Origin of the sequence: Kribbella sp. VKM Ac-2569 (assembly GCF_004216905.1) — a bacterium.
Lineage (GTDB): Bacteria > Actinomycetota > Actinomycetes > Propionibacteriales > Kribbellaceae > Kribbella.
The window spans coordinates 178,328-197,124 of sequence record NZ_SGXJ01000004.1; the positions used below are offsets into that span (position 1 = coordinate 178,328).

Annotated in this window: 20 protein-coding genes; 6 read left to right on the forward strand and 14 right to left on the reverse strand. The window is 67.5% G+C overall.

Annotated features, from left to right (window positions below; genetic code table 11):
- Positions 1 to 2,127, reverse strand: coding sequence for an MMPL family transporter (locus EV649_RS27300; protein ID WP_130386476.1), 2,127 nt, complete (start codon positions 2,125 to 2,127; stop codon positions 1 to 3).
- Positions 2,128 to 2,200: 73 nt separating this feature from the next.
- Here EV649_RS27300 and EV649_RS27305 point away from each other — a divergent pair, with 73 nt between their 5' ends.
- A complete protein-coding gene (locus EV649_RS27305) occupies positions 2,201 to 2,527 on the forward strand; it encodes a helix-turn-helix transcriptional regulator (protein WP_130386477.1) in 327 nt (108 codons plus the stop codon).
- Here the strand turns inward: EV649_RS27305 and EV649_RS27310 are convergent.
- From EV649_RS27310 to EV649_RS27325, 4 genes are all read right to left on the reverse strand, one after another.
- Positions 2,507 to 3,145, reverse strand: a complete 639-nt coding sequence (locus EV649_RS27310; protein WP_198682728.1) for a permease prefix domain 1-containing protein — start codon at positions 3,143 to 3,145, stop codon at positions 2,507 to 2,509. The genes EV649_RS27305 and EV649_RS27310 overlap by 21 nt on opposite strands.
- A gap of 29 nt (positions 3,146 to 3,174) precedes the next feature.
- Entirely contained in the window at positions 3,175 to 3,561 is a 387-nt protein-coding gene (locus EV649_RS27315) for a DUF2784 domain-containing protein (protein ID WP_130386479.1), read from the reverse strand.
- A 123-nt stretch (positions 3,562 to 3,684) separates the two neighbouring features.
- The gene (locus tag EV649_RS27320) at positions 3,685 to 4,338 is read right to left on the reverse strand and encodes a GNAT family N-acetyltransferase (protein ID WP_130386480.1); all 654 of its coding nucleotides are present in this window, start codon (positions 4,336 to 4,338) and stop codon (positions 3,685 to 3,687) included.
- A gap of 61 nt (positions 4,339 to 4,399) precedes the next feature.
- Positions 4,400 to 4,600: a hypothetical protein gene (locus EV649_RS27325; protein WP_130386481.1), complete on the reverse strand. Its 201-nt coding sequence runs from the start codon at positions 4,598 to 4,600 to the stop codon at positions 4,400 to 4,402.
- 194 nt (positions 4,601 to 4,794) lie between these two features.
- On the opposite strand from EV649_RS27325, the gene EV649_RS27330 reads away from it, so the two are divergent.
- The 4 genes from EV649_RS27330 to EV649_RS27345 all read left to right on the forward strand — a co-directional run bounded on the left by EV649_RS27330 (position 4,795) and on the right by EV649_RS27345 (position 8,360).
- A complete protein-coding gene (locus EV649_RS27330; RefSeq protein ID WP_130386482.1) occupies positions 4,795 to 6,105 on the forward strand; it encodes a PLP-dependent aminotransferase family protein in 1,311 nt (436 codons plus the stop codon).
- A 132-nt stretch (positions 6,106 to 6,237) separates the two neighbouring features.
- Entirely contained in the window at positions 6,238 to 7,185 is a 948-nt protein-coding gene (locus tag EV649_RS27335; protein WP_130386483.1) for a D-alanine--D-alanine ligase, read from the forward strand.
- A 9-nt stretch (positions 7,186 to 7,194) separates the two neighbouring features.
- Positions 7,195 to 8,010: an SURF1 family protein gene (locus EV649_RS27340; RefSeq protein WP_130386484.1), complete on the forward strand. Its 816-nt coding sequence runs from the start codon at positions 7,195 to 7,197 to the stop codon at positions 8,008 to 8,010.
- Positions 8,007 to 8,360 carry a DUF3817 domain-containing protein gene (locus EV649_RS27345; RefSeq protein WP_130386485.1) on the forward strand — a complete coding sequence of 118 codons (354 nt, stop codon included), beginning with the start codon at positions 8,007 to 8,009 and terminating at the stop codon, positions 8,358 to 8,360. Before EV649_RS27340 ends, EV649_RS27345 begins: the two co-directional genes overlap by 4 nt.
- A gap of 241 nt (positions 8,361 to 8,601) precedes the next feature.
- Here the strand turns inward: EV649_RS27345 and EV649_RS27350 are convergent, their stop codons facing one another.
- The 9 genes from EV649_RS27350 to rpmH form a co-directional block, all read right to left on the reverse strand.
- Positions 8,602 to 9,369, reverse strand: coding sequence for a dihydrofolate reductase family protein (locus EV649_RS27350; protein WP_157996326.1), 768 nt, complete (start codon positions 9,367 to 9,369; stop codon positions 8,602 to 8,604).
- Positions 9,370 to 9,452: 83 nt separating this feature from the next.
- Positions 9,453 to 10,418 carry a ParB/RepB/Spo0J family partition protein gene (locus tag EV649_RS27355; protein WP_130386487.1) on the reverse strand — a complete coding sequence of 322 codons (966 nt, stop codon included), beginning with the start codon at positions 10,416 to 10,418 and terminating at the stop codon, positions 9,453 to 9,455.
- A 115-nt stretch (positions 10,419 to 10,533) separates the two neighbouring features.
- On the reverse strand, positions 10,534 to 11,469 hold the full coding sequence (locus EV649_RS27360) for an AAA family ATPase (protein WP_241998729.1): 936 nt from the start codon (positions 11,467 to 11,469) through the stop codon (positions 10,534 to 10,536).
- A gap of 497 nt (positions 11,470 to 11,966) precedes the next feature.
- On the reverse strand, positions 11,967 to 12,635 hold the full coding sequence (gene rsmG / locus EV649_RS27365) for a 16S rRNA (guanine(527)-N(7))-methyltransferase RsmG (RefSeq protein WP_130386488.1): 669 nt from the start codon (positions 12,633 to 12,635) through the stop codon (positions 11,967 to 11,969).
- A gap of 10 nt (positions 12,636 to 12,645) precedes the next feature.
- Positions 12,646 to 13,155: a R3H domain-containing nucleic acid-binding protein gene (locus tag EV649_RS27370; protein ID WP_130387149.1), complete on the reverse strand. Its 510-nt coding sequence runs from the start codon at positions 13,153 to 13,155 to the stop codon at positions 12,646 to 12,648.
- 93 nt (positions 13,156 to 13,248) lie between these two features.
- On the reverse strand, positions 13,249 to 14,457 hold the full coding sequence (gene yidC, locus EV649_RS27375) for a membrane protein insertase YidC (protein WP_241998871.1): 1,209 nt from the start codon (positions 14,455 to 14,457) through the stop codon (positions 13,249 to 13,251).
- A 9-nt stretch (positions 14,458 to 14,466) separates the two neighbouring features.
- Positions 14,467 to 14,778, reverse strand: coding sequence for a membrane protein insertion efficiency factor YidD (gene yidD / locus EV649_RS27380; protein WP_130386490.1), 312 nt, complete (start codon positions 14,776 to 14,778; stop codon positions 14,467 to 14,469).
- On the reverse strand, positions 14,778 to 15,119 hold the full coding sequence (gene rnpA, locus EV649_RS27385; RefSeq protein WP_130386491.1) for a ribonuclease P protein component: 342 nt from the start codon (positions 15,117 to 15,119) through the stop codon (positions 14,778 to 14,780). The genes yidD and rnpA overlap by 1 nt, the downstream gene beginning before the upstream one ends.
- A 26-nt stretch (positions 15,120 to 15,145) precedes the next feature.
- Complete coding sequence (gene rpmH, locus EV649_RS27390) at positions 15,146 to 15,283, reverse strand: 50S ribosomal protein L34 (protein WP_130386492.1); 138 nt, start codon at positions 15,281 to 15,283, stop codon at positions 15,146 to 15,148.
- 1,692 nt (positions 15,284 to 16,975) lie between these two features.
- Here rpmH and dnaA point away from each other — a divergent pair.
- A complete protein-coding gene (gene dnaA / locus EV649_RS27395) occupies positions 16,976 to 18,610 on the forward strand; it encodes a chromosomal replication initiator protein DnaA (protein WP_130387150.1) in 1,635 nt (544 codons plus the stop codon).
- The last annotated feature ends 187 nt before the right edge of the window (positions 18,611 to 18,797 follow it).

Sequence of the window (18,797 nt, forward strand, 5' to 3'; positions counted from 1 at the left end):
CTATTCCTTCTCCAGCGCGATCTTCGGGAGGACGCGCTCGAGACTGCTCGGTAGCCACCAGGCGTGGTTGCCGAGCAGGCGGAGTACGGCCGGCACGATGATGCAGCGGATCAGAAGCGCGTCGAGCAGTACGGCGGTCGCCAGGCCGAGGCCGAACTGCTTCAGCATCCGATCCGGACTCAGCAGGAACGCGCCGAAGACCACGATCATGATCGCGGCCGCCGCGGTGATCACACTGCCTGTCGTCGCCAGCCCCTCCCGCACCGCGACCTGTGCATCGCCCGTACGCCGCCACTCCTCATGGATCCGGGACACCAGGAAGACCTCGTAGTCCATCGACAACCCGAACACAATCGCGAAGATCATCACCGGCACGAACGCCTCGATCGGCCCGGACTGCGCACCGAACCAGCCCTGCTGGAAGACCAGCGTGATCACCCCGAGCGAGGCACCGATGCTGAGCAGATTGAGTACGGCGGCCTTCAACGGGATCAGCACCGACCGGAACACGGCCATCAGCAGCAACGCCGACAGGCCCACCACGACCAGCACGAAGATCGGCAGCCGCTTGCTCACCGCCGCCGCGAAGTCGTCCGCGGCCGCCGTCGACCCACCGACCAGGTACGTCGCTTTGGTCTGCGACTCCAGCGTAGGCAGGGTGTCGTCGCGCAACCGCTGCACGAGGTCGCTCGTCGCCGCGTCCTGCGGCGCCGACTTCGGGAACGCCAGCACCGTGGCGATCTTGCCGTCCGGCGTCACCTGCGGCGGGGTCACCGCAGCGATCCCAGGATCAGCAGCCAACGTCTGCCCAAGCGCCTGCGCCGCAGCCTGATCCCCCTCCGACACCACGACCAACGGACCGTTGAACCCAGGCCCGAACCCTTCCGCCAACAGGTCGTACGCCTTCCGGCTCGTCTTCGCCGGATCATCCGTCCCCGCGTCCGCGAACCCGAGCCGCATCCCCAACGCCGGCAGCGACAACGCCACCAACGCGAGCACGCCCAGCACCAGCGGCACCCATGGTCCACGCTGCACAACGCCGGCCAGTTTCCGCCAACCATCGCCAGGTGTACGTCGCTGCTTCGCGGCATGCTTCCGCACACTCCGCTCGATCCGCTTCCCGAACAGCGTCAGCAACGACGGCAGCAAGGTCACTGCGGCAAGCATCGTCATCAGCACTGTCAACGTGACACCGAGCGCAACGCCTTGCAGTGATCCGAGTCCCAACGCCAGCAGGCCGAGCAGCGCGATGACGACGGTGCAGCCAGCGAACATCACCGAACGCCCCGCGGTGTCCAAGGCAACGACCTTCGCGTCGGCCTCGCCGTTCAGCAACTCGTGGCGATAGCGCGAGAAGATCAGCAACGCGTAGTCGATGCCGACGCCGAGCCCGACCAGCATCATCACCGGCGTCGTGTACTCCGGCACCGTGAACAAGTGCGAGGCGAGCATCAGCAACGCGACCGTACTGCCGACCGCGAACACCGCCGTCAACAACGGAAGTGTTGCCGCGAGCAACGATCCGAAGAGGAACACCAGGATCACCAACGCAGCCAGGATTCCCGCCCCTTCGGACGCGCCACCAGAACTCTCGGCAGCGTTCCGCGCCAGATCCCCACCGGCCTCGACCTGGAATCCAGGCCGCGCGAAGTCCTGCGCCCGATGGATGATCGTCCGTACGTCGTCCACCGGCATGTCCGCCACCGCGACATCCAGTCCGACCGTCGCATACGCCGTACGTCGATCTGTCGACATGGCGCCCGGACCGGCGAACGGGTCCGCGACCGAGGCGACGTGCGGGAGACCGCGGACCACCGCGAGCATCGACGCGATCCGCGGCTTCTCCGCGTCGAGGCCGCCGTCGGCCTGGAAGACGAGCTGCACCGAGGCTGTGTCGCCCTTCGGCTGGTGCGCCGTGAAGATGTCCGTCACCCGCTGGGAGTCGGTGCCCGGCAACGAGTTGTCGTTCTTGTAGTTGGCGCCGACTACCGTCGCCGCGGCGGTGACCGCGGCCAGCACGAGCACCCAGAGCAGGAGCGCGAGGCCGGCGTGCCGCATCGCCCACCCGGAGACCCGGTGCAGCAGACCAGGCCGGTTGGCTTGTCGGATCTCGGTGTCCACGGTCATGGCGAATCCTTGATAAGTAGATTGGCTACATGTTGCCTCTCGACACTAACAGACATATGAGTAGACTGGCTACATGAAGGCGGATGCGCTGCGTGGACACCTCGACCCGATGATCCTGGCCGTCGTCGAGCACGAACCGCTGCACGGCTACGCGATCATGGAGGCGTTGCTGGAGCGCAGCGGCGGCGAGCTCGATCTGCCCACCGGCACGCTGTACCCGGCGCTCCGGCGACTCGAGCGCGCCGGTTACCTGGCCAGCGAGTGGAGCACGGTCGGCGGGCGGAAACGCCGTACGTATCAGCTCACCAGCGCCGGCACGAAGATGCTTGCCTCAGGCAAGCAGGAGTGGGTGACGTTCCGCGCTGTCGTGGAAGGGGTTCTACGCCCGGGCCAGGCGTAGGCCGCGGGCGGCCTGTACGGCAACCAAGGCCATCGGCAGGACGACGACACCGCCGACGACGGCAAAATCAAGTGATCCGATCGGGCTGTTGCTGGTCACTGGCATCGCGAGTCCGATGAGGCCGACCGAGACTGCGCCGGCGAGCGAGAACATCGCTGTGATTCGGCTGACATTGTCCCGGACGAGCGGGTGGCGCAATCCGATCCCGGTCCCGACCACGGCGAGCACGGAGCCGGCGATCACCACGGTGCCGACGGCGCGGACCAGCACCTGGAGGAGATGGTTCACCGAGTCCGGCGCGGCCGTGTCCTGGGTCCACGCCCAGACGCCTTGCCGCCAAACGATCGGCTGGATGATCAACGCCATGAACAGCAGGAGTGCAGTCCGCCGGCCGTGGCTGACCGCCAGCTCGGCCCGGTAGCCCGGCGCGACCTCTTCGAGCGTGCCGAACTCGGCCACCGCGTGCTTCTCCGCGTCGTACCTGTCCAGCCCGTCCGCCTCGAAGGCCTCGGTGGCGTCGGTCAGGTGGTCGCGGGCCTCGGCCAGCAGATCCGCCTTGCGGCGCCGAGGCCCCCAGAGCTCCTTGCTCAGGGCAGCCAGGTACTCGTCGATGGGCACGTCTCCAGTATGAGGAGGCCGCCGCCACCTCACGTCCGGGGTCCCACTGACTCACCCCTGAGCTTCGTACGGCGCCGTACGACGAAGAACCCGACGTACCCGATCACCACCAGGACGAACCCGACCTTCTCCGCGATCGGCGTCGCACCGTCGGGCCACAGCCTGCCGTCGAGGTAGTGCTGGATGTATCCGCCCGTGTACACGCTCTCGCCGCCCTCCCGGCGGAAGAACTTCTCGGTCGCGGTCACCGGGCAGCCGAAGTCGACCAGCACGATCACCAGGTTCCACACCACGATGCCGAGGTGGAGCCAGATCAGCTTCGGCCAGCGCCACGCGAGGAACGCGCCGATTGCGAAGAACAGCAGCAAGGCGCCGTGCACGATCATCACTACGTCGGCCAGCGCCCGCCAGATCATGGGGCCTCCCGTCCTGGACTGAGGAGCGGAGGGAGCGAAGCGACCGGAGCGACGAGGGAAGGACGGGAGTTCCAGCCCCATGATCCGCCGCGACGGAGTCGCGGCATATGCACAGCCATCGGGCTACTCCGGGCCTGATCTCAGGGCGTCCCGAACCGTCACCGGCCCGGACGGGGCCTGCTCCGGCCGGATCGCGCCCATCAGGCGCTCGACGGCGGCCTCCATCTCACTGCGCCAGGTGATCGCGGAGCGCAGGTCGAGCCGCAGCCGCGGATTGCGCGGGTGCTCTCGCACGACTGCGAAGCCCACCGCACGCAGGAACTCGGTCGGCCAGACACATCCCGGCCCGTCCCACCGCGAGTCCCCGAACGCCTCCACGGCGCGGAAGCCACGCTTCAGCACGTCCTTGGCGACCGCCTGGACCAGGATCTTCCCGAGCCCGAGGCCCAGGTACCGCGGCAGGATCCGGCCCGTCGCGAGGACGACGGCGTCCGAGCTGACGGGTGCGGTCGGAAACGCCTGGATCCGGGGCAGGTACGTCCCCGGCGCGTACACCGCGAACCCGGCCGGCTCGTCGTCGACGTACAGCACGATCCCGGCGGTCCCCCAGTCGAGCAGCAGCTGGGACAGCCAGGCTTCCTTCTCCAGCCCGGTGTCACCGTTGCGGACGGCCTGGCGCGCGGACACCGGGTCCAGTTGCCAGAACACACAGTCACGGCAGGGCACCGGAAGCTCGCCGAGATTGGCGAGCGTCAGCGGTTCCACCCGTCGGGCCATCAGCGCATCCGATCGGCCGTACAGGCTGTTAGTTTCGTCACGGTGCGTGTCGCCCGCACGCTCATCGGGCGGCTGGTTCGGCCGCCGGTTCGGGGACGGGGGCCGGAGTCCGCGCGTCCGTGGTGCGGGTCGCCTCAGGAGCGACGTACCGCTGCTGCACCTTCCCTGCGGGTTGCCGCCTGAACAGCTCGCCCGCGAACCCCGCCAGCACGCCCAGCACCAAACCACCGAGCGTCCAGCCGGCTGTCCTGCCCACGCTCATCCTTGATCCGCCTTCCGAGTCCACCTCTCAGGTCGCACCAGCCGGGCCGGCTGTCTCAGCAGCCAGATTCCGGCATGGTCGAACCTGCCCCTATAAGGCATGGTAGTGAGAGGTCACGCCGATCCCCAGCCCCGACTGGGGTCTGTCGACGTAACCTGGTGACTTCCCCCTCGATCACCGTTGGAGTGGCCCCCGTGAGTGCTGACGTGCCCGATGTCCGGCAGACCCGACTCGACAACTACGTCGAGGCGTATGCAGCCCGGACCAAGGGCATGACCGCATCGGAGATCAGAGCGCTGTTCTCGGTCGCCAGCCGGCCGGAGGTGGTGTCCCTCGCCGGCGGCATGCCGAACATCGGCGGACTGCCGCTCGACGTGGTCGGCGGCGCGGTCCGCGACCTGGTGGCCGACAACGGCGCCACCGCGATGCAGTACGGCTCCGGCCAGGGCGACCCGACGCTGCGCGACCAGATCTGCGACATCATGCGGCTGGAGGGTATCGAGGCCCATCCGGACGATGTCGTGGTCACGGTCGGCAGCCAGCAGGCCGTCGACCTGGTGACGCGGGTGTTCTGCGATCCCGGCGACGTGGTGATCTGCGAGGCTCCGTCGTACGTCGGCGCGCTCGGCGTCTTCCGTGCGTACCAGTGTGAGGTCGTGCACGTCGCGATGGACGACGACGGCGTCGTACCGGAGGCGCTGGAGCAGGCGATCGCGTCGGTGCGCGCGGCCGGCAAGCGGATCAAGTTCTTCTACACGATCCCGAACTTCCACAACCCGGCCGGGGTTTCGCTGTCCGACGAGCGACGGGCGCGGGTGCTGGAGATCTGCCAGCAGGCCCAGCTGCTGATCCTCGAGGACAACCCGTACGGGTTGCTCGGGTTCGAGGGTGAGCCGCAGAAGGCGCTGCGCGCGGCGGATCGCGAAGGCGTCATCTACCTCGGCTCGTTCTCGAAGACGTTCGCGCCCGGGTTCCGGGTCGGCTGGGCCGTCGCGCCGCACGCCGTACGGGAGAAACTCGTGCTGGCGCAGGAGTCCGCGACGCTGTGCCCGCCGACGTTCAGTCAGCTCGCCATCTCGTCGTACCTGGTCCGGCACGACTGGATGGGCCAGGTGAAGCAGTTCCGGGAGATGTACCGCGAGCGCCGGGACGCGATGCTCGCGGCGTTGACGGAGAAGATGCCAGCGGCAACCACTTGGACGCGGCCGCGGGGCGGGTTCTACGTCTGGCTGACGTTGCCGGAAGGGCTGGACGCGAAGGCGATGCTGCCCCGGGCGGTCACGGCGCGGGTCGCGTACGTGCCCGGAACGGCCTTCTTCGCCGACGGTTTCGGCTCCCAGTGCATGCGGCTGTCGTACTGTCATCCGACGCCGGAGCGCATCACCGAAGGCGTCGGCAGGCTCGCCGCGGTGATCAACGAGGAGCTCGAGCTCCGGCACACGTTCGGCCCGCTCACACCAGGCGCCGGCCACGGCTACGACGCCCCAGGGCCAGAACTGAGCTAGCTCCGGTTCGCAAAGGTTGCGCAAGGACCTGCGGGCGATCAGGGGTCGGTGAATCGGTAGGGGTACCGTTCCAGTGGGCCTCGGGACCGGCGACCGTGCCGGAGTCGCCCACGAGTGATCGGGATATTTGTGATGAGTGATCTGGGTCGAGTGCTGGTACTGGCAGGTGGACTGTCGCACGAGCGGGACGTCTCGCTGCGGTCCGGCCGCCGAGTGGCGGACGCCCTGCGCAGTGTCGGCGTGGAGGTCGAACAGCGCGACGTCGACGCGTCCCTGGTCGATCGTCTGCGCCAGGATCCCCCGGACGCGGTCTTCCCCGTCCTGCACGGCGTCACCGGCGAGGACGGCGCACTCCGCCAGGTCCTCGACCTGTACGGCGTTCCGTACGTCGGAGCCGACGCAGCAGCGTGCCGTACGGCGTTCGACAAGCCCGTGGCCGCCACGGTCGTCGGCGCTGCGGGACTGCACACGCCCGCGTCGGTTGTGCTTGGGCATGACACGTTCCGCGAACTGGGTGCCGCTGCGCTGATGGAGGCAGTGATCCAGCAGGTCGGACTGCCGCTGGTCGTGAAGCCGGCGCGGGGCGGTTCGGCGCTGGGTGCGTCGATCGTGCGATCGGCCGAGGAACTGCCGTCGGCGATGGTGAACTGCTATGCGTATGGTCCGGTCGCGTTGATCGAGCAGTACATCGACGGGACCGAGGTGGCCGTGACGGTCGTCGACGTCGGCGACGGACCGCGGGCGCTGCCTGCTGTGGAGATCCGGCCGGACTCGGGGTTCTACGACTACGAGGCGCGCTACACGGCTGGAGCGACGCAGTTCATCGTTCCTGCGCGACTGGAGCCTGAGGCCGCCGGTGCGTGCGCTGCAGCCGCTGTGCAGGCGCACCAGGCGCTGGGGCTGCGCGACCTGTCCAGGACTGACCTCGTGGTGGACGCGGCCGGTGTGCCGTGGTTCCTCGAGGTGAACGTGGCGCCCGGAATGACTGAGACGTCACTCGTCCCGCTGGCCGCCGAGGCAGCCGGGATCGAGCTCGGCGTGCTCTGCCGCGACCTGCTCGCCACCGCAGCAGCCCGCTGAGAAGTACCCATGCCCGGTTCTGCTCGGCCGCTGTGGCGGACGGCTCTGGCACCTCGGTGGTCCGGCCTTCTCCTGCTCGCCCTGGCGATCGCATCGGTCATGACCATCATGGGCGTGTGGCAACTGGGCGTGTATCGCTCGAAGACGGCCGACGCCACCGCGCAGCGCGCTGCCGCACCACCGGTCGCACTGCAGTCGTTGTTCTCGATCGACGAAGGGCTTCCGTCGAAGGCTGTCGGTCGCCGAGTGACCGTCGACGGCACCTGGGGTCCGGCCGCGGACCAGGTCCTCATCGCCGACCGCCTGCAGGACGGGCGGGCTGGACTGTGGGTCGTCTCGCCGTTGAAGCTGTCTGGCACCGACGCGGTGATGATCGTCCGCGGGTGGGTCGCTTCGCCTTCTGATCCGGCCGTCACGGCGCCCTCCGGCCCGGTGCGGTTGAGCGGGTCCGTGGTGGCGTCCGAGGCCGAGGACTCGTCGGACGACGCGGCCAAGGGACGAGTGTTGTCGTCGCTGCGGATCCCGACGATCGTGCACCTCGTGAGCTATCGGGTGTACGACGCGTTCGTTGTGCAGTCCGCTGTGGACTCAGGCGTCGTGCCGTCCCCTGCACCCGCGGTCGTCGTACCGCCCCCACCCCCGACGGACCACGCCGGCCTGCGGAACGTCGCCTACGCCGTGCAGTGGTGGATCTTCGCCGCCTTCACCCTCTGGATGTGGGGCCGCATGGTCCTGGACGCCCACCGCGAACCCGACGAAGAGGATTCGAGTTCGGGTGACCGCGCCGGAGAGGCTGTGGAGTCAAGCGGTACCGTTTCAGCGTGACTTCCTCTGCCGACCCCGCCACCTCCACCGGCTCGCAGCCGCTCACCCCGGCCGTCCGCGGCGCGCTGACCCGCTATCGCGTGATCGCGTACGTCGTCGGCGTGATGCTGCTCGTACTGCTCTTCGTCGCGATGCCACTGAAGTACCTGGGCGACAACCCCGCCGCGATGAACGTGGTCGGCCCGCTGCACGGCTTCCTGTACGTCGTGTACCTCCTCGGCACGTTCGACCTCTTCCGCCGGGTCCGCTGGTCCTTCCCGCGCCTGGTCCTGATGGCCGTCGCCGGAACGATCCCGTTCCTCTCGTTCTACGCCGAACGCAAAACCACCCACGAACTCCTCGGCCGCTAAAGCCACCGAGCGGTCCGTCCGGACCGCAGGCAATGTTTCACATGAAACATTGCCTGGTCGATGCCGACATTGATTTGTCGACATATCTCCCTGGCGATCTATTGCACTACTTCGCACTACGAACTAGCTCTGTGAGCGCGATCCTAAGCGCCTTCGACGAACTTACATCCCTGTGATTCCGGACGCCGAAGCCCCTGAGAGCTCCCCCAGCAACCCCGATCACGGCCCGTTGGCCCTCAAGTCAGCTCCGCCGTACGGCGTAGTGGAGGCGCACGGCGCCGGCGGCGTCCGTCTGCGCCGAGAGTAACTCCAGTCGCGTCGGAGGCTCACCGACCGCGAGTGGCGACCCGTCCATCACCGACGGAGTCCCGAGTCCACCGACCAGCGCAGGCGCCAGCGTCAAGTGCAGTTCGTCGATCAGATCGGCCCGCAACAGCGCACCGTTCAAGCCACCGCCCGCCGCCGACAGAATGCACGTGATGCCAAGTTCGGTTCCCATCGCGGCCACCGCTCGGCTCAGATCGACGCGCTCTTCGCCGACAACGAGATAGCAGATCCGTTCCCGACGTAGGTACCCGAGATAGTCCGCCGGAGTCGACTGCGCCACCAGGACCAGTGCGTCCCAATTCTCATGTCGTTCCGTCCAGCGCACCCGTCCACGACTGTCGACGACCGTGAACCACATGTGCGCCGGCGTCCGCTGCTCGATGACCTCCGCCGGAAGGAAGTCCTCGTAGAGCCCGATCGGGTCGCCGTCGTACGTGGGCAGCTGAGCGGGGATCTCCTCCTCGCTCACCAGGCTCCCGCTGCCCTCCAGGACGGCATTGCAGCCATACTGCTGCCTGACCACCTCGATGACGTCGATCGCGACCGAATCCGGTGCCTCCGGCGTCATCGATCCCCACAGCTCCGAACTCGGCTGATGCATCAGGAGCGCGTTCCGGGTGAGCGCGACCTTGCCGTCGACACTCGCCCCCACGTTGACGACCACGCGCGGTCGCTTCTGCACTGTATCCTCCCCCGGGTTCGCTGGACGGGTGGACACCAAGGTCTACCAGCGCCCACCGACAAAGCTGTGAGGCCCGGGGGATGTCAGGCGTCGGTGGACTTGCTGGGGTCCATCAGGCTGACGATGCGCTCCAGGTCGTCCACGGAGGCGAACTCGACGGTGATCTTGCCCTTGGTCTTGCCGAGGTCGACCTTGACCCGGGTCTCGAAGCGATCGGAGAGCCGGTCGGCCAAGTCGACCAGCCGCGGCGCGACCGGCTTGTTCCGGCGGCGCGCCGGGGTCGGGTCCTCGGCGTTCATGTCGCCGAGCGCAACGATCTCCTCGACCGTCCGCACCGAGAGTCCCTCGGCAACGATCCGCTGCGCGAGCCGTTCGATCGCGTCCCCGCTCGGAAGACCGAGCAGCGCCCGCGCGTGGCCGGCGGACAGCACACCAGCCGCGACGCGCCGCTGAACAGAAGCCGGCAACTTCAGCAGCCGCAGCGTGTTGGAGATCTGTGGCCGCGACCGCCCGATCCTCGTCGCGAGGACCTCCTGGGTGCACCCGAAGTCGTCGAGCATCTGCTGGTACGCCGCCGCTTCTTCCAGCGGGTTCAGCTGGCTCCGGTGCAGGTTCTCCAGGAGCGCGTCCCGCAGCATCGCGTCGTCCGACGTGTCCCGCACAATCGCCGGGATCGTCGCGAGCCCGGCCTGCTGCGTCGCCCGCCAGCGCCGCTCGCCCATGACGAGCTCGTACGAGTCGCCCTCGAGCCGACGTACGACGATCGGCTGCAGGAGACCGATCTCCTTGACGGAGTGGACGAGCTCCTCCATCGCCTCCTCGTCGAAGACCGTCCGCGGCTGCTTCGGGTTCGGCGTGATCTTGTCGACGTCGATCTCCGCGAACGAGGCACCGGGGACCGCGGCCAACTCCGGTCCCTGCGGCTCCGTCGAAATCGCCACCGGGGGTGCGCCCGGGATCGAGTTCGACTTGCTGCCCAGAGTCGTGGTGCCAGGCGCCGGCGAGCTGGGGATCAGCGCACCAAGTCCGCGTCCGAGTCGGGTGTTCATCGCGCTCCCTCGAGGTCGACATCCTGCTGAGCTACTGCTGGCCTACCACAACGCACACCGGACTCCGCTACTCCCGTACCGGCCCCCGTGTCCCGTTTCACGTGAAACGGGCGCGTCAGGCGTTGTTCCGCATCGCGATCTCGCGGGACGCCTCGAGATAGGACAGTGCACCGGCCGACGCCGGGTCGTACGCGAGCACGGTCTGCCCGTGGCTCGGAGCTTCCGAGATTCGCACCGAGCGCGGCACGGCGGTCCGCAGTACGGCGTCCTTGAAGTGCCCACGCACCTCCGCGGCGACTTCGCCTGCCAGCTTCGTGCGGGCGTCGTACATGGTCAGCAGGATCGTCGACACGTCGAGACCGGGGTTCAGGTGCGACTTCACCATGTTGATGTGGCGAAGCAGCTGCGAAAGCCCCTCCAGTGCGTAGTACTCGCTCTGGATCGGGACGAGCACCTCGCGCGCCGCGGTCAGCGCGTTCACCGTCAGCAGGCCGAGCGACGGCGGGCAGTCGATGAAGACGTAGTCGTACTTCTCACCGGCGGCCTCGGTCTCGGCCAGGTAGGCCTCGAGCACGGTCTTCAGCCGGCTCTCCCGCGCCACCAGGCTGACGAGCTCGATCTCCGCGCCGGCCAGGTCGATCGTTGCCGGGATCACCTGGATCCCAGGGTGTTCCGCGCACGGCTGGATCAGCTTGCCGAGCGGCTCACCTTCGATGACCGCCTCGTACACCCCCGGCGTACCTTCGGCGTGGTCGATACCCAGCGCCGTCGAGGCGTTGCCCTGCGGGTCGAGATCGATGACCAGGATCTTCGCGCCGTACAGAGCGAGGCCGGCTGCGACGTTGACCGTCGTCGTGGTCTTGCCGACTCCACCCTTCTGGTTGGCGACGACGAAGACTCGGGTCTGGTCGGGCAGCGGGAACTCGCGGCCCATCGTGCGTCCTTCATTCACCAGCAGGGTCCGTTCGGTCGCGGCGGCGATCGGAGTCTCGAGGAGTCGTCGCTGAAGCTCGTCCGACGTGGCCCGCGCGGCGATCTGTGCGGCAGTCATAGCGCCCATTCCAATAGGTGCGGGACTTGGCCCGAAGAGGATGTCGGTAGGGGTCGGGGCGGGTCTACCCCCAGCTCCGTCCACAGGCTTCTGTGGACGAATTCCCGTCTGCGGGGGCAGTTTCATGCGGTCGTCATCCACAGGCGGTGGAGACTCCGAAAGGTCCGGCTCGACGTCCACCAGCGACGCCGAGTCGGGCCCGGAACCATCATCCCGCATGTCCGGCGTTTCACGTGAAACGGACGCCGGATCGTCGCTCACCAGACTGTCGAGACCGGCTGCCGCAGCGGCCTGAAGTCCCGAGGTGTCGATCGGCGGCGACAGTGGCGGCTGCTCGGCAGCCGGTGTCGAAGAGGTCTGTGCCGGGGCGGGAGCGGGTTCTTGACTCACCACACGAACAGCGGAATCCGGTTCGGTCGGCCAGCCGATGCCCTGTGAGGACGTCGGCACGCCGGTGCTCTTCTCGGGCCATCCGAGGGCACGACTCACCAACCCGCTCACCTCCCGTGTCTTCCGTGCCGGGATCCCCCTGCAGCACGTCCGGCCACAATACTCACCACAGTCGTGGGGTTGGCCAGTTCATCGCCGCCGAGTTGGTGAATATGACAAAGCTCTGCGCCGAGCTTCATCAAATCGCGCTCTGAGGCGTCCAGTTCCTCCTCTGCAGACGCCCCTTTTATCGCCAGCATGAGTCCGCCCTCGACACACAGCGGCAGACACCACCTGGCCAATTTTGCCAACGGAGCGACCGCTCGAGAGGTCACCACGTCGTACGACGCCGGCGGCAGATCCTCGGCCCGCGCTCGTACGACGGTCGCATTCTCGAGCTGGAGCGTGTCGACTGCTTCCTCGAGGAAGGTGGTGCGTCGCAGCAACGGCTCGATGAGGTCGACCTGCAGATCCGGACGGACGATCGCCAGCACGATGCCGGGCAGGCCGGCACCGGTGCCGACGTCGGCGACCGATGACTCCTCCGGGATCAGGCGCTCGACGACGGCACAGTTCAGCAGGTGCCGGTCCCAGAGCCGCGGCACCTCCCGCGGGCCGATCAGTCCTCGGAGAGTCCCCTCGGTGGCCAGCAACTCGGCGTACACCGAAAGCGGCACCGCCGCCCGTGGAAACAGCTTGTCCACGAGCGGCGGTGTTTCACGTGAAACGTCCTTCATTGCGGCATCGTCATGGCTGGATCACCACGCGGCGCCGGGGCTCTTCACCCTCGGACTCCGACGTCAGACCGGCGGCCGCGACGACGTCGTGGACGACCTTGCGCTCGAACGGCGTCATCGGGTCCAGCCGCACCGGGGTGCCGGTGGCCTTCGCCTCCTCGACCGCCTTGCGCCCGACCTCTTCGAGTTCGGCCTTCCGGTTGGCCCGGTAGTTCGACACGTCGAGCATCAGCCGCGACCGCTCACCGGTCTCCCGGTACACCGCCAGCCGGGTCAGCTCCTGGAGAGCCTCCAGCACCTTCCCGTTCTCGCCGACCAGGTTGTTCAGTTCGGCGCCGACGATGGAGACAGCGGCGCGGTCCCCATCGATGTCCATGTCGATGTCGCCGTCGAGATCGGCGATGTCGAGCAACTCCTCGAGGTAGTCCGCAGCGATATCGCTCTCGGCCTCGAGCGCCTTCAGGCGGTCGTCACCGGAGTTCGTACCGGCGGACTCCTCCGCCGTGTCGGTGTTCTGCATGCCGTCAGTCACGGCCACTCCTTCACAATGTCGGGATCCGCCTCACGGGGACCCGGGGCATTCACAGGCAAAAAGGGGACTCGGGGTACGCGGTCAGCGCGAACCGCCGGAGCGCTTCTGCGCCGCCTTCTTCTGCGCGGCCGACTTCGCCGCGGGCTGGCGCTTGGCTCCCGTACCCTTCTTGCCGGCCGGCTGCTTCTTGGCAGCACCGGCCTGAGTCTTCTTCGGAGTGTCCTGCGGCCGCGGAGTGTCCTCCGGAGCGGACGAGGACGCCTGGCCGTTGTCCGACGCCGCCGCGCCACCTCCCGCCGGACCGGTGGTCTTCCGGTCGCTGCGCGACTGCCGCTTCGGCTGCTGCCGCTGCGCCGGACGACGGTCCGTGGTGTCGGTGTCGGTCTCCGCATCCGCCGTACCCGGAACGCCCTCGTCGGCCGACCGGCCGTGACGCACGTTCGCCTCGCGCTTGCGGGCCTGCATCGCGTCGTACGCCGGAGTGCCCGGAGCGGGGTTGCGGCGGATCACGTAGAACTGCTGGCCCATGGTCCACACGTTGGAGACGAACCAGTAGATCAGCACACCGATCGGGAAGTTGAAGCCACCGATGAGGAAGAAGATCGGGAAGACGTACAGCATGATCTTCTGCATCTGCGCGGCCTGGCCGGTGAGGGCCTCCTTCGGCATGTTCTTGCGCATCAGCTGAAGCTGCGTCGTGAACATCGTCGCCGTCATCAGGATGATCAGCACGATCGCGACGACCTTGACGTTGCCGGCGCCGTCGCCGTTCGCCTTCAGGAAGGTCTGCGAGATCTCGGCGCCGAAGATCTTCGCGTGCTGCAGCGACTGGACGTGCGGGTCCATGATGCTGCTGTGCGTCTTGCCCTTCGACGCGTAGTCGAGCACGCGGAACAGGGCCAGGAAGATCGGCGACTGCAGCAGCAGCGGCAGGCACGAGGAGAACGGGTTGGTCCCGGTCTCCTTGTACAGCTTCATCATTTCCTGACCGAGCTTCTCCCGGTCGTGGCCGTACTTCTTCTGCAGCTCCTTCATCTTCGGCTGCAGCAGCTGCATGTTCCGGCTGGAGCGGATCTGCCGGACGAACAGCGGAATCAGCAGGGTCCGGATGACGATCGTCAGGCCGGCGATCGAGAGCGCCCAGGCCCAACCGCCGTTCGGGTCGAGCACCTGGCTGAGCAGCCAGTGCCACCCGACCAGCAGTGCCGATACGGCCCAGTACAGCGGCGTCATCACCGTGTTGAACAGGTCTACGATCCCGTCCCACACCGCGAGCCCGGGGATGGCCAGAAGAGTCACTCACACACCTCGCTGCACAGGCCCGGCGTCGGCTGACGGTCCGGGCTGGTTGGCGGAGAGAGACTCTCCGCGCTGGTCGACATCTCTGGGAGGAACGGGGTCGTAGCCTCCGGGGTTCCACGGGTGGCAGCGAAGGAGTCGTCTCCCCGCCAGCCAGCTACCGCGCACCGCACCGTGGCGTTCGACCGCTTCCAAGGCATACGCCGAACAACTCGGGTAGAACCTGCAGACCTGCCCGTACAGCGGACTGATCAACAGCCGGTACAACTTCAGGAAACCGATGATCCCGCTGCGTGCGGGATTGATACGCATCATGGCCGCAGCACCCGGCCCAGGGCGCCGTCGACATCGGTCGCGAGCTCGTCGTACGACGCCGCAGCGGACGACGGGAGTGCGCGGACGACGGTCAAGCTACCGGCCGGGAGGTCGGACAGCCGCGTGGCCATGACAGCACGCAGACGGCGGTGGACCCGGTTCCGCAGAACCGCGTTGCCCACCGCCTTGTTCACAACGAATCCGACGCGCGCGGGGCCGGCTTCACCGGCCTGCGCCAGCACATGCAGAACCACCACGCGTCGCGCCGCGCGCCGTCCGGACCGGACGGCGCGACGGAAGTCGTCGGACCGGCGCAACCGGTTCGACGCGGGCAACACGAGGTGGTCACCGTCAAATGGGGCGCTCAGGCCGCGAGGCGCTGACGACCCTTGCCACGGCGGGCGGCGATGATCGCGCGACCCGCACGGGTACGCATCCGAAGACGGAAGCCGTGCTTCTTGTGCCGACGACGGTTGTTCGGCTGGAACGTCCGCTTGCTCACTGGAATGACTCCGGTTACTCGAGAACACAAAATGTCGACAAATCCACTGATTGGATCTGTCCAAGGTGCCTGTCCTGCACACCGTCGGAGAACCAGAGAACAGGTCCCGCAGGGAGCGCAGCACGAAACGGCCGGCTCAACAGCCGACCGATCCACGGTACGTGGCTCCTTGTGGACAGGTCAAACCAGGTATCCCCAGACTTTTCCACAGGCTTGTGGACAGGATAGTGGGCAACCGATCGGGCCGGTGTTCGTCACTGTCCGACCGGAACGACGACAGAGAGCGATTTCGAACCACGACTACGCTCCGGCGTCCACCCGACACGCCGCAGGTTGCCCCCAATTTGCTGTTCATAGCCTGTGGATGACGGCTTGAAGGTGCCTGCTCGGACTTGTTAGCGTCACTCCCTCACACCAGAGGTCCCACACCCCGCGATCGGTAACCAACCTGCTCCGGCGGTCGTTCACAACTGTGGACAACCGTGTGGACAGAGACCGTACGGTGGTCGGGTCGAACGGTCGCGCAGCTCGGGATCAACTCCGGATCGCGCCGGCCACCGCAGCGACGAAATCGGGGAGCAACGCGTGGTCGAGGACCATTCCGCCAGTGCGGAATTCACACCGGTGGAATTCACGGCCGAGTACCGGGCGGAGTACGGCGCGGACGGCCGGCAGGATCTTCGGCCCGAACCCAACGCCGACATCCGTCCCGAGCCCGAGGCGAACTTCCGCACGGAGGTCCGGCCCGTGCCGGAGCCGCTGCCTCGCGCCGAGACCGGACCGGTGACACCACTGCAGCCGCCGGCACCAACCCCGGCACCGGCCCAGACGCCGACGCCGACACCACGGATGGACCCGGGCGACTATCTGAGCCCGTCGCTCCCGATCCCGATGCCCGAGCCGCCGGCCGCGGGGTACCGCCCCGCGCCGCCCACGTCTCCCTACGGCTACCGCTCCGACCTGGAGCGCGCAGCCACTGATCTTCCGTCCGGCCCACCTCAGTCCACGGCAGGTACGACGTACTTCGGTGCGGCGCCGGCCGTCAACCAGTACCCCGGTGCGAGCAACGCCTGGGGTACGGCGGATTGGGGTACTGGCGGCGGCAATGCACCAAGCGCGGTACCCATCGAGGGGGAGGCACGTGTGGACGATGCAGCCACCAACCAGTGGTCACCCGACAACCGGCCAACGCAGGAGAGCGCGGCCGCGCACCCGACTGCCGAACACCCTCCAGCCGAGAACACTCTCCCTGAGCCCGCAGCTCCAGAGCCGGCCAGCGACCAACTCTTCCCCGAGGCACAGCTCCCGGAGCAGCGCCCGCAGGACCACCAGGTCCCCGAGCTCCAGGTGCCGACTCAGCAGGCGCCCGCCGAGCACACGCCTGACCAGCAGCAGGCTGAGCACAACGCACCGCAAGAGCATGTGACACAGCAAGAACACGTGGCTCAGCAGCAGGTCCCGCAGCAGCAGGTGCCGCAGCCTTCTGCTCAGCAGCCACCTCAGCAGCACGTGCCGCAGCAGCCCGGATACCAGCAGCCGGCCCAGCAACCGCAGTACACCCAGCAGCCCAGTCACCAGCAGCCAGCTCCGCAGCAGCCCAGCTCACAGCAGCCGGCCCCGCAACAGCAGACGCCGCAACAGCAAGCCCCTCAGCAACACGCACCCCAGCAGGGGCAGCCGCAGCAGGGGCAGGTGGCGGCGGTTACCGATCTTGGGGACGCTTGGGCTCGGGTGCTTGCCGGCTTGCCGCCAAACCAGCGGGCCTGGCTGACCAACTCGCGTCCGGTGACGCTGCACGAGAGCACCGCGATCGTCGCCGTACCCGACGACTTCACCCGCGGTCAGCTCGAGACGCGCCTCCGCCCCGACCTCGAGCGGATCCTCACCGAGAGCTTCGGTCGCGACATCCGGATCGCCGTCACCGTCGACCCGTCGCTCGACCCGGAACTCCGCGAGCAGCAGGCTGCCCAGCAACCGCAGTACACCCAGCAGCCGGTGCAGCAGCCACAACAGCACTCCCAGCACGCGCCACAACAGCAGCCGATGCAGCAGCAACCGATGCAGCCGGTTCAGCAGCAACCCGCCGTACGCGAACCGCTCCGTACCGACGGCGCGTTCCAGCCGACCATCCAGTCCGCCCTGACCGACCCGGACAACCAGTTCAGCCAGCCGGCCCAAGCGCCGCAGCACTATCAGCAGCAGCCGCAACAGTCCTCGTTCGGCCAGCCGCTCGGATCGGTCGCCCCGCCGCCGAACGGCTCGACGCAGTCGGCCACCGAAGCGCAGGGTGAAGCTCGGCTGAACCCGAAGTACACCTTCGAGACGTTCGTCATCGGTAGCTCGAACCGCTTCGCACACGCGGCCGCGGTCGCTGTCGCCGAGGCACCGGGCAAGGCGTACAACCCGCAGCTGATCTACGGCGACTCCGGTCTGGGCAAGACCCACCTGCTGCACGCGATCGGGCACTACGTCCGCAGTCTCTATACCGGCGCTCGCGTGCGGTACGTCTCCAGCGAAGAGTTCACCAACGACTTCATCAACGCGATCCGCGACGACAAGGCGTCCCAGTTCCAGCGCCGGTACCGCGACGTCGACGTACTGCTGATCGACGACATCCAGTTCCTGGAAGGCAAGATCCAGACCCAGGAAGAGTTCTTCCACACCTTCAACACGCTGCACAACGCGAACAAGCAGATCGTGATCAGCTCCGACCGTGCGCCGAAACGGCTGGAGGCGTTGGAGGACCGGCTGCGGAACCGGTTCGAGTGGGGCCTGATCACCGACATCCAGCCGCCCGACCTCGAGACCAGGATCGCGATCCTGCGGAAGAAGGCCGCCACCGAGCGGCTGACGGCGCCGCCGGAGGTGCTGGAGTTCATCGCGTCGAAGGTGCAGACGAACATCCGTGAGCTCGAGGGCGCCCTGATCCGGGTCACCGCGTTCGCCAGCCTGAACCGGCAACCGGTCGACCTGAGCCTCGCCGAGATCGTGCTGAAGGACCTGATCCCCGAAGGCAGCAAGCCCGAGGTGACCGCGAGCATGATCATGGGCCAGACCGCGTCGTACTTCGGTCTTTCGATCGACGACCTGTGCGGTTCGAGCCGCAGCCGGGTGCTCGTGACGGCCCGTCAGATCGCTATGTATCTCTGCCGCGAGCTGACCGATCTGTCGCTGCCGAAGATCGGTCAGCAGTTCGGCGGCCGCGACCACACGACGGTGATGCACGCCGAACGGAAGATCCGGCAACTGATGTCGGAACGGCGCAGCGTCTTCAATCAGGTCACCGAACTGACCAACCGAATCAAGCACCAAGCGAAGCAGCAATAACCACACAGGCTGGGGACACAGCTGTGGAAAACTGTGGGTATCGCCGTGGAAAGGTCCGGTTGGGGTGTGGATCGCCTGTGGGGACAGATTTCGCCGTCCACGGCCGTCCCCAGCACAAGCGAGCGTCGTCCACACGGCGTCCCCAGGCCAAAACAGGGTCTGACCTGCGAACTCGGCGCTTTTCCAC

What these genes read in the sequence shown, in the direction of transcription:
- EV649_RS27300 (WP_130386476.1), bottom strand. Translation starts at nt 2,127, where the DNA reads ATGACCGTGGACACCGAGATCCGACAAGCCAACCGGCCTGGTCTGCTG.
- EV649_RS27305 (WP_130386477.1), top strand. Translation starts at nt 2,201, where the DNA reads ATGAAGGCGGATGCGCTGCGTGGACACCTCGACCCGATGATCCTGGCC.
- EV649_RS27315 (WP_130386479.1), bottom strand. Translation starts at nt 3,561, where the DNA reads ATGATCTGGCGGGCGCTGGCCGACGTAGTGATGATCGTGCACGGCGCC.
- EV649_RS27320 (WP_130386480.1), bottom strand. Translation starts at nt 4,338, where the DNA reads ATGGCCCGACGGGTGGAACCGCTGACGCTCGCCAATCTCGGCGAGCTT.
- EV649_RS27325 (WP_130386481.1), bottom strand. Translation starts at nt 4,600, where the DNA reads ATGAGCGTGGGCAGGACAGCCGGCTGGACGCTCGGTGGTTTGGTGCTG.
- EV649_RS27335 (WP_130386483.1), top strand. Translation starts at nt 6,238, where the DNA reads ATGAGTGATCTGGGTCGAGTGCTGGTACTGGCAGGTGGACTGTCGCAC.
- EV649_RS27340 (WP_130386484.1), top strand. Translation starts at nt 7,195, where the DNA reads ATGCCCGGTTCTGCTCGGCCGCTGTGGCGGACGGCTCTGGCACCTCGG.
- EV649_RS27355 (WP_130386487.1), bottom strand. Translation starts at nt 10,418, where the DNA reads ATGAACACCCGACTCGGACGCGGACTTGGTGCGCTGATCCCCAGCTCG.
- EV649_RS27360 (WP_241998729.1), bottom strand. Translation starts at nt 11,469, where the DNA reads ATGACTGCCGCACAGATCGCCGCGCGGGCCACGTCGGACGAGCTTCAG.
- rsmG (WP_130386488.1), bottom strand. Translation starts at nt 12,635, where the DNA reads ATGAAGGACGTTTCACGTGAAACACCGCCGCTCGTGGACAAGCTGTTT.
- EV649_RS27370 (WP_130387149.1), bottom strand. Translation starts at nt 13,155, where the DNA reads ATGCAGAACACCGACACGGCGGAGGAGTCCGCCGGTACGAACTCCGGT.
- yidD (WP_130386490.1), bottom strand. Translation starts at nt 14,778, where the DNA reads ATGCGTATCAATCCCGCACGCAGCGGGATCATCGGTTTCCTGAAGTTG.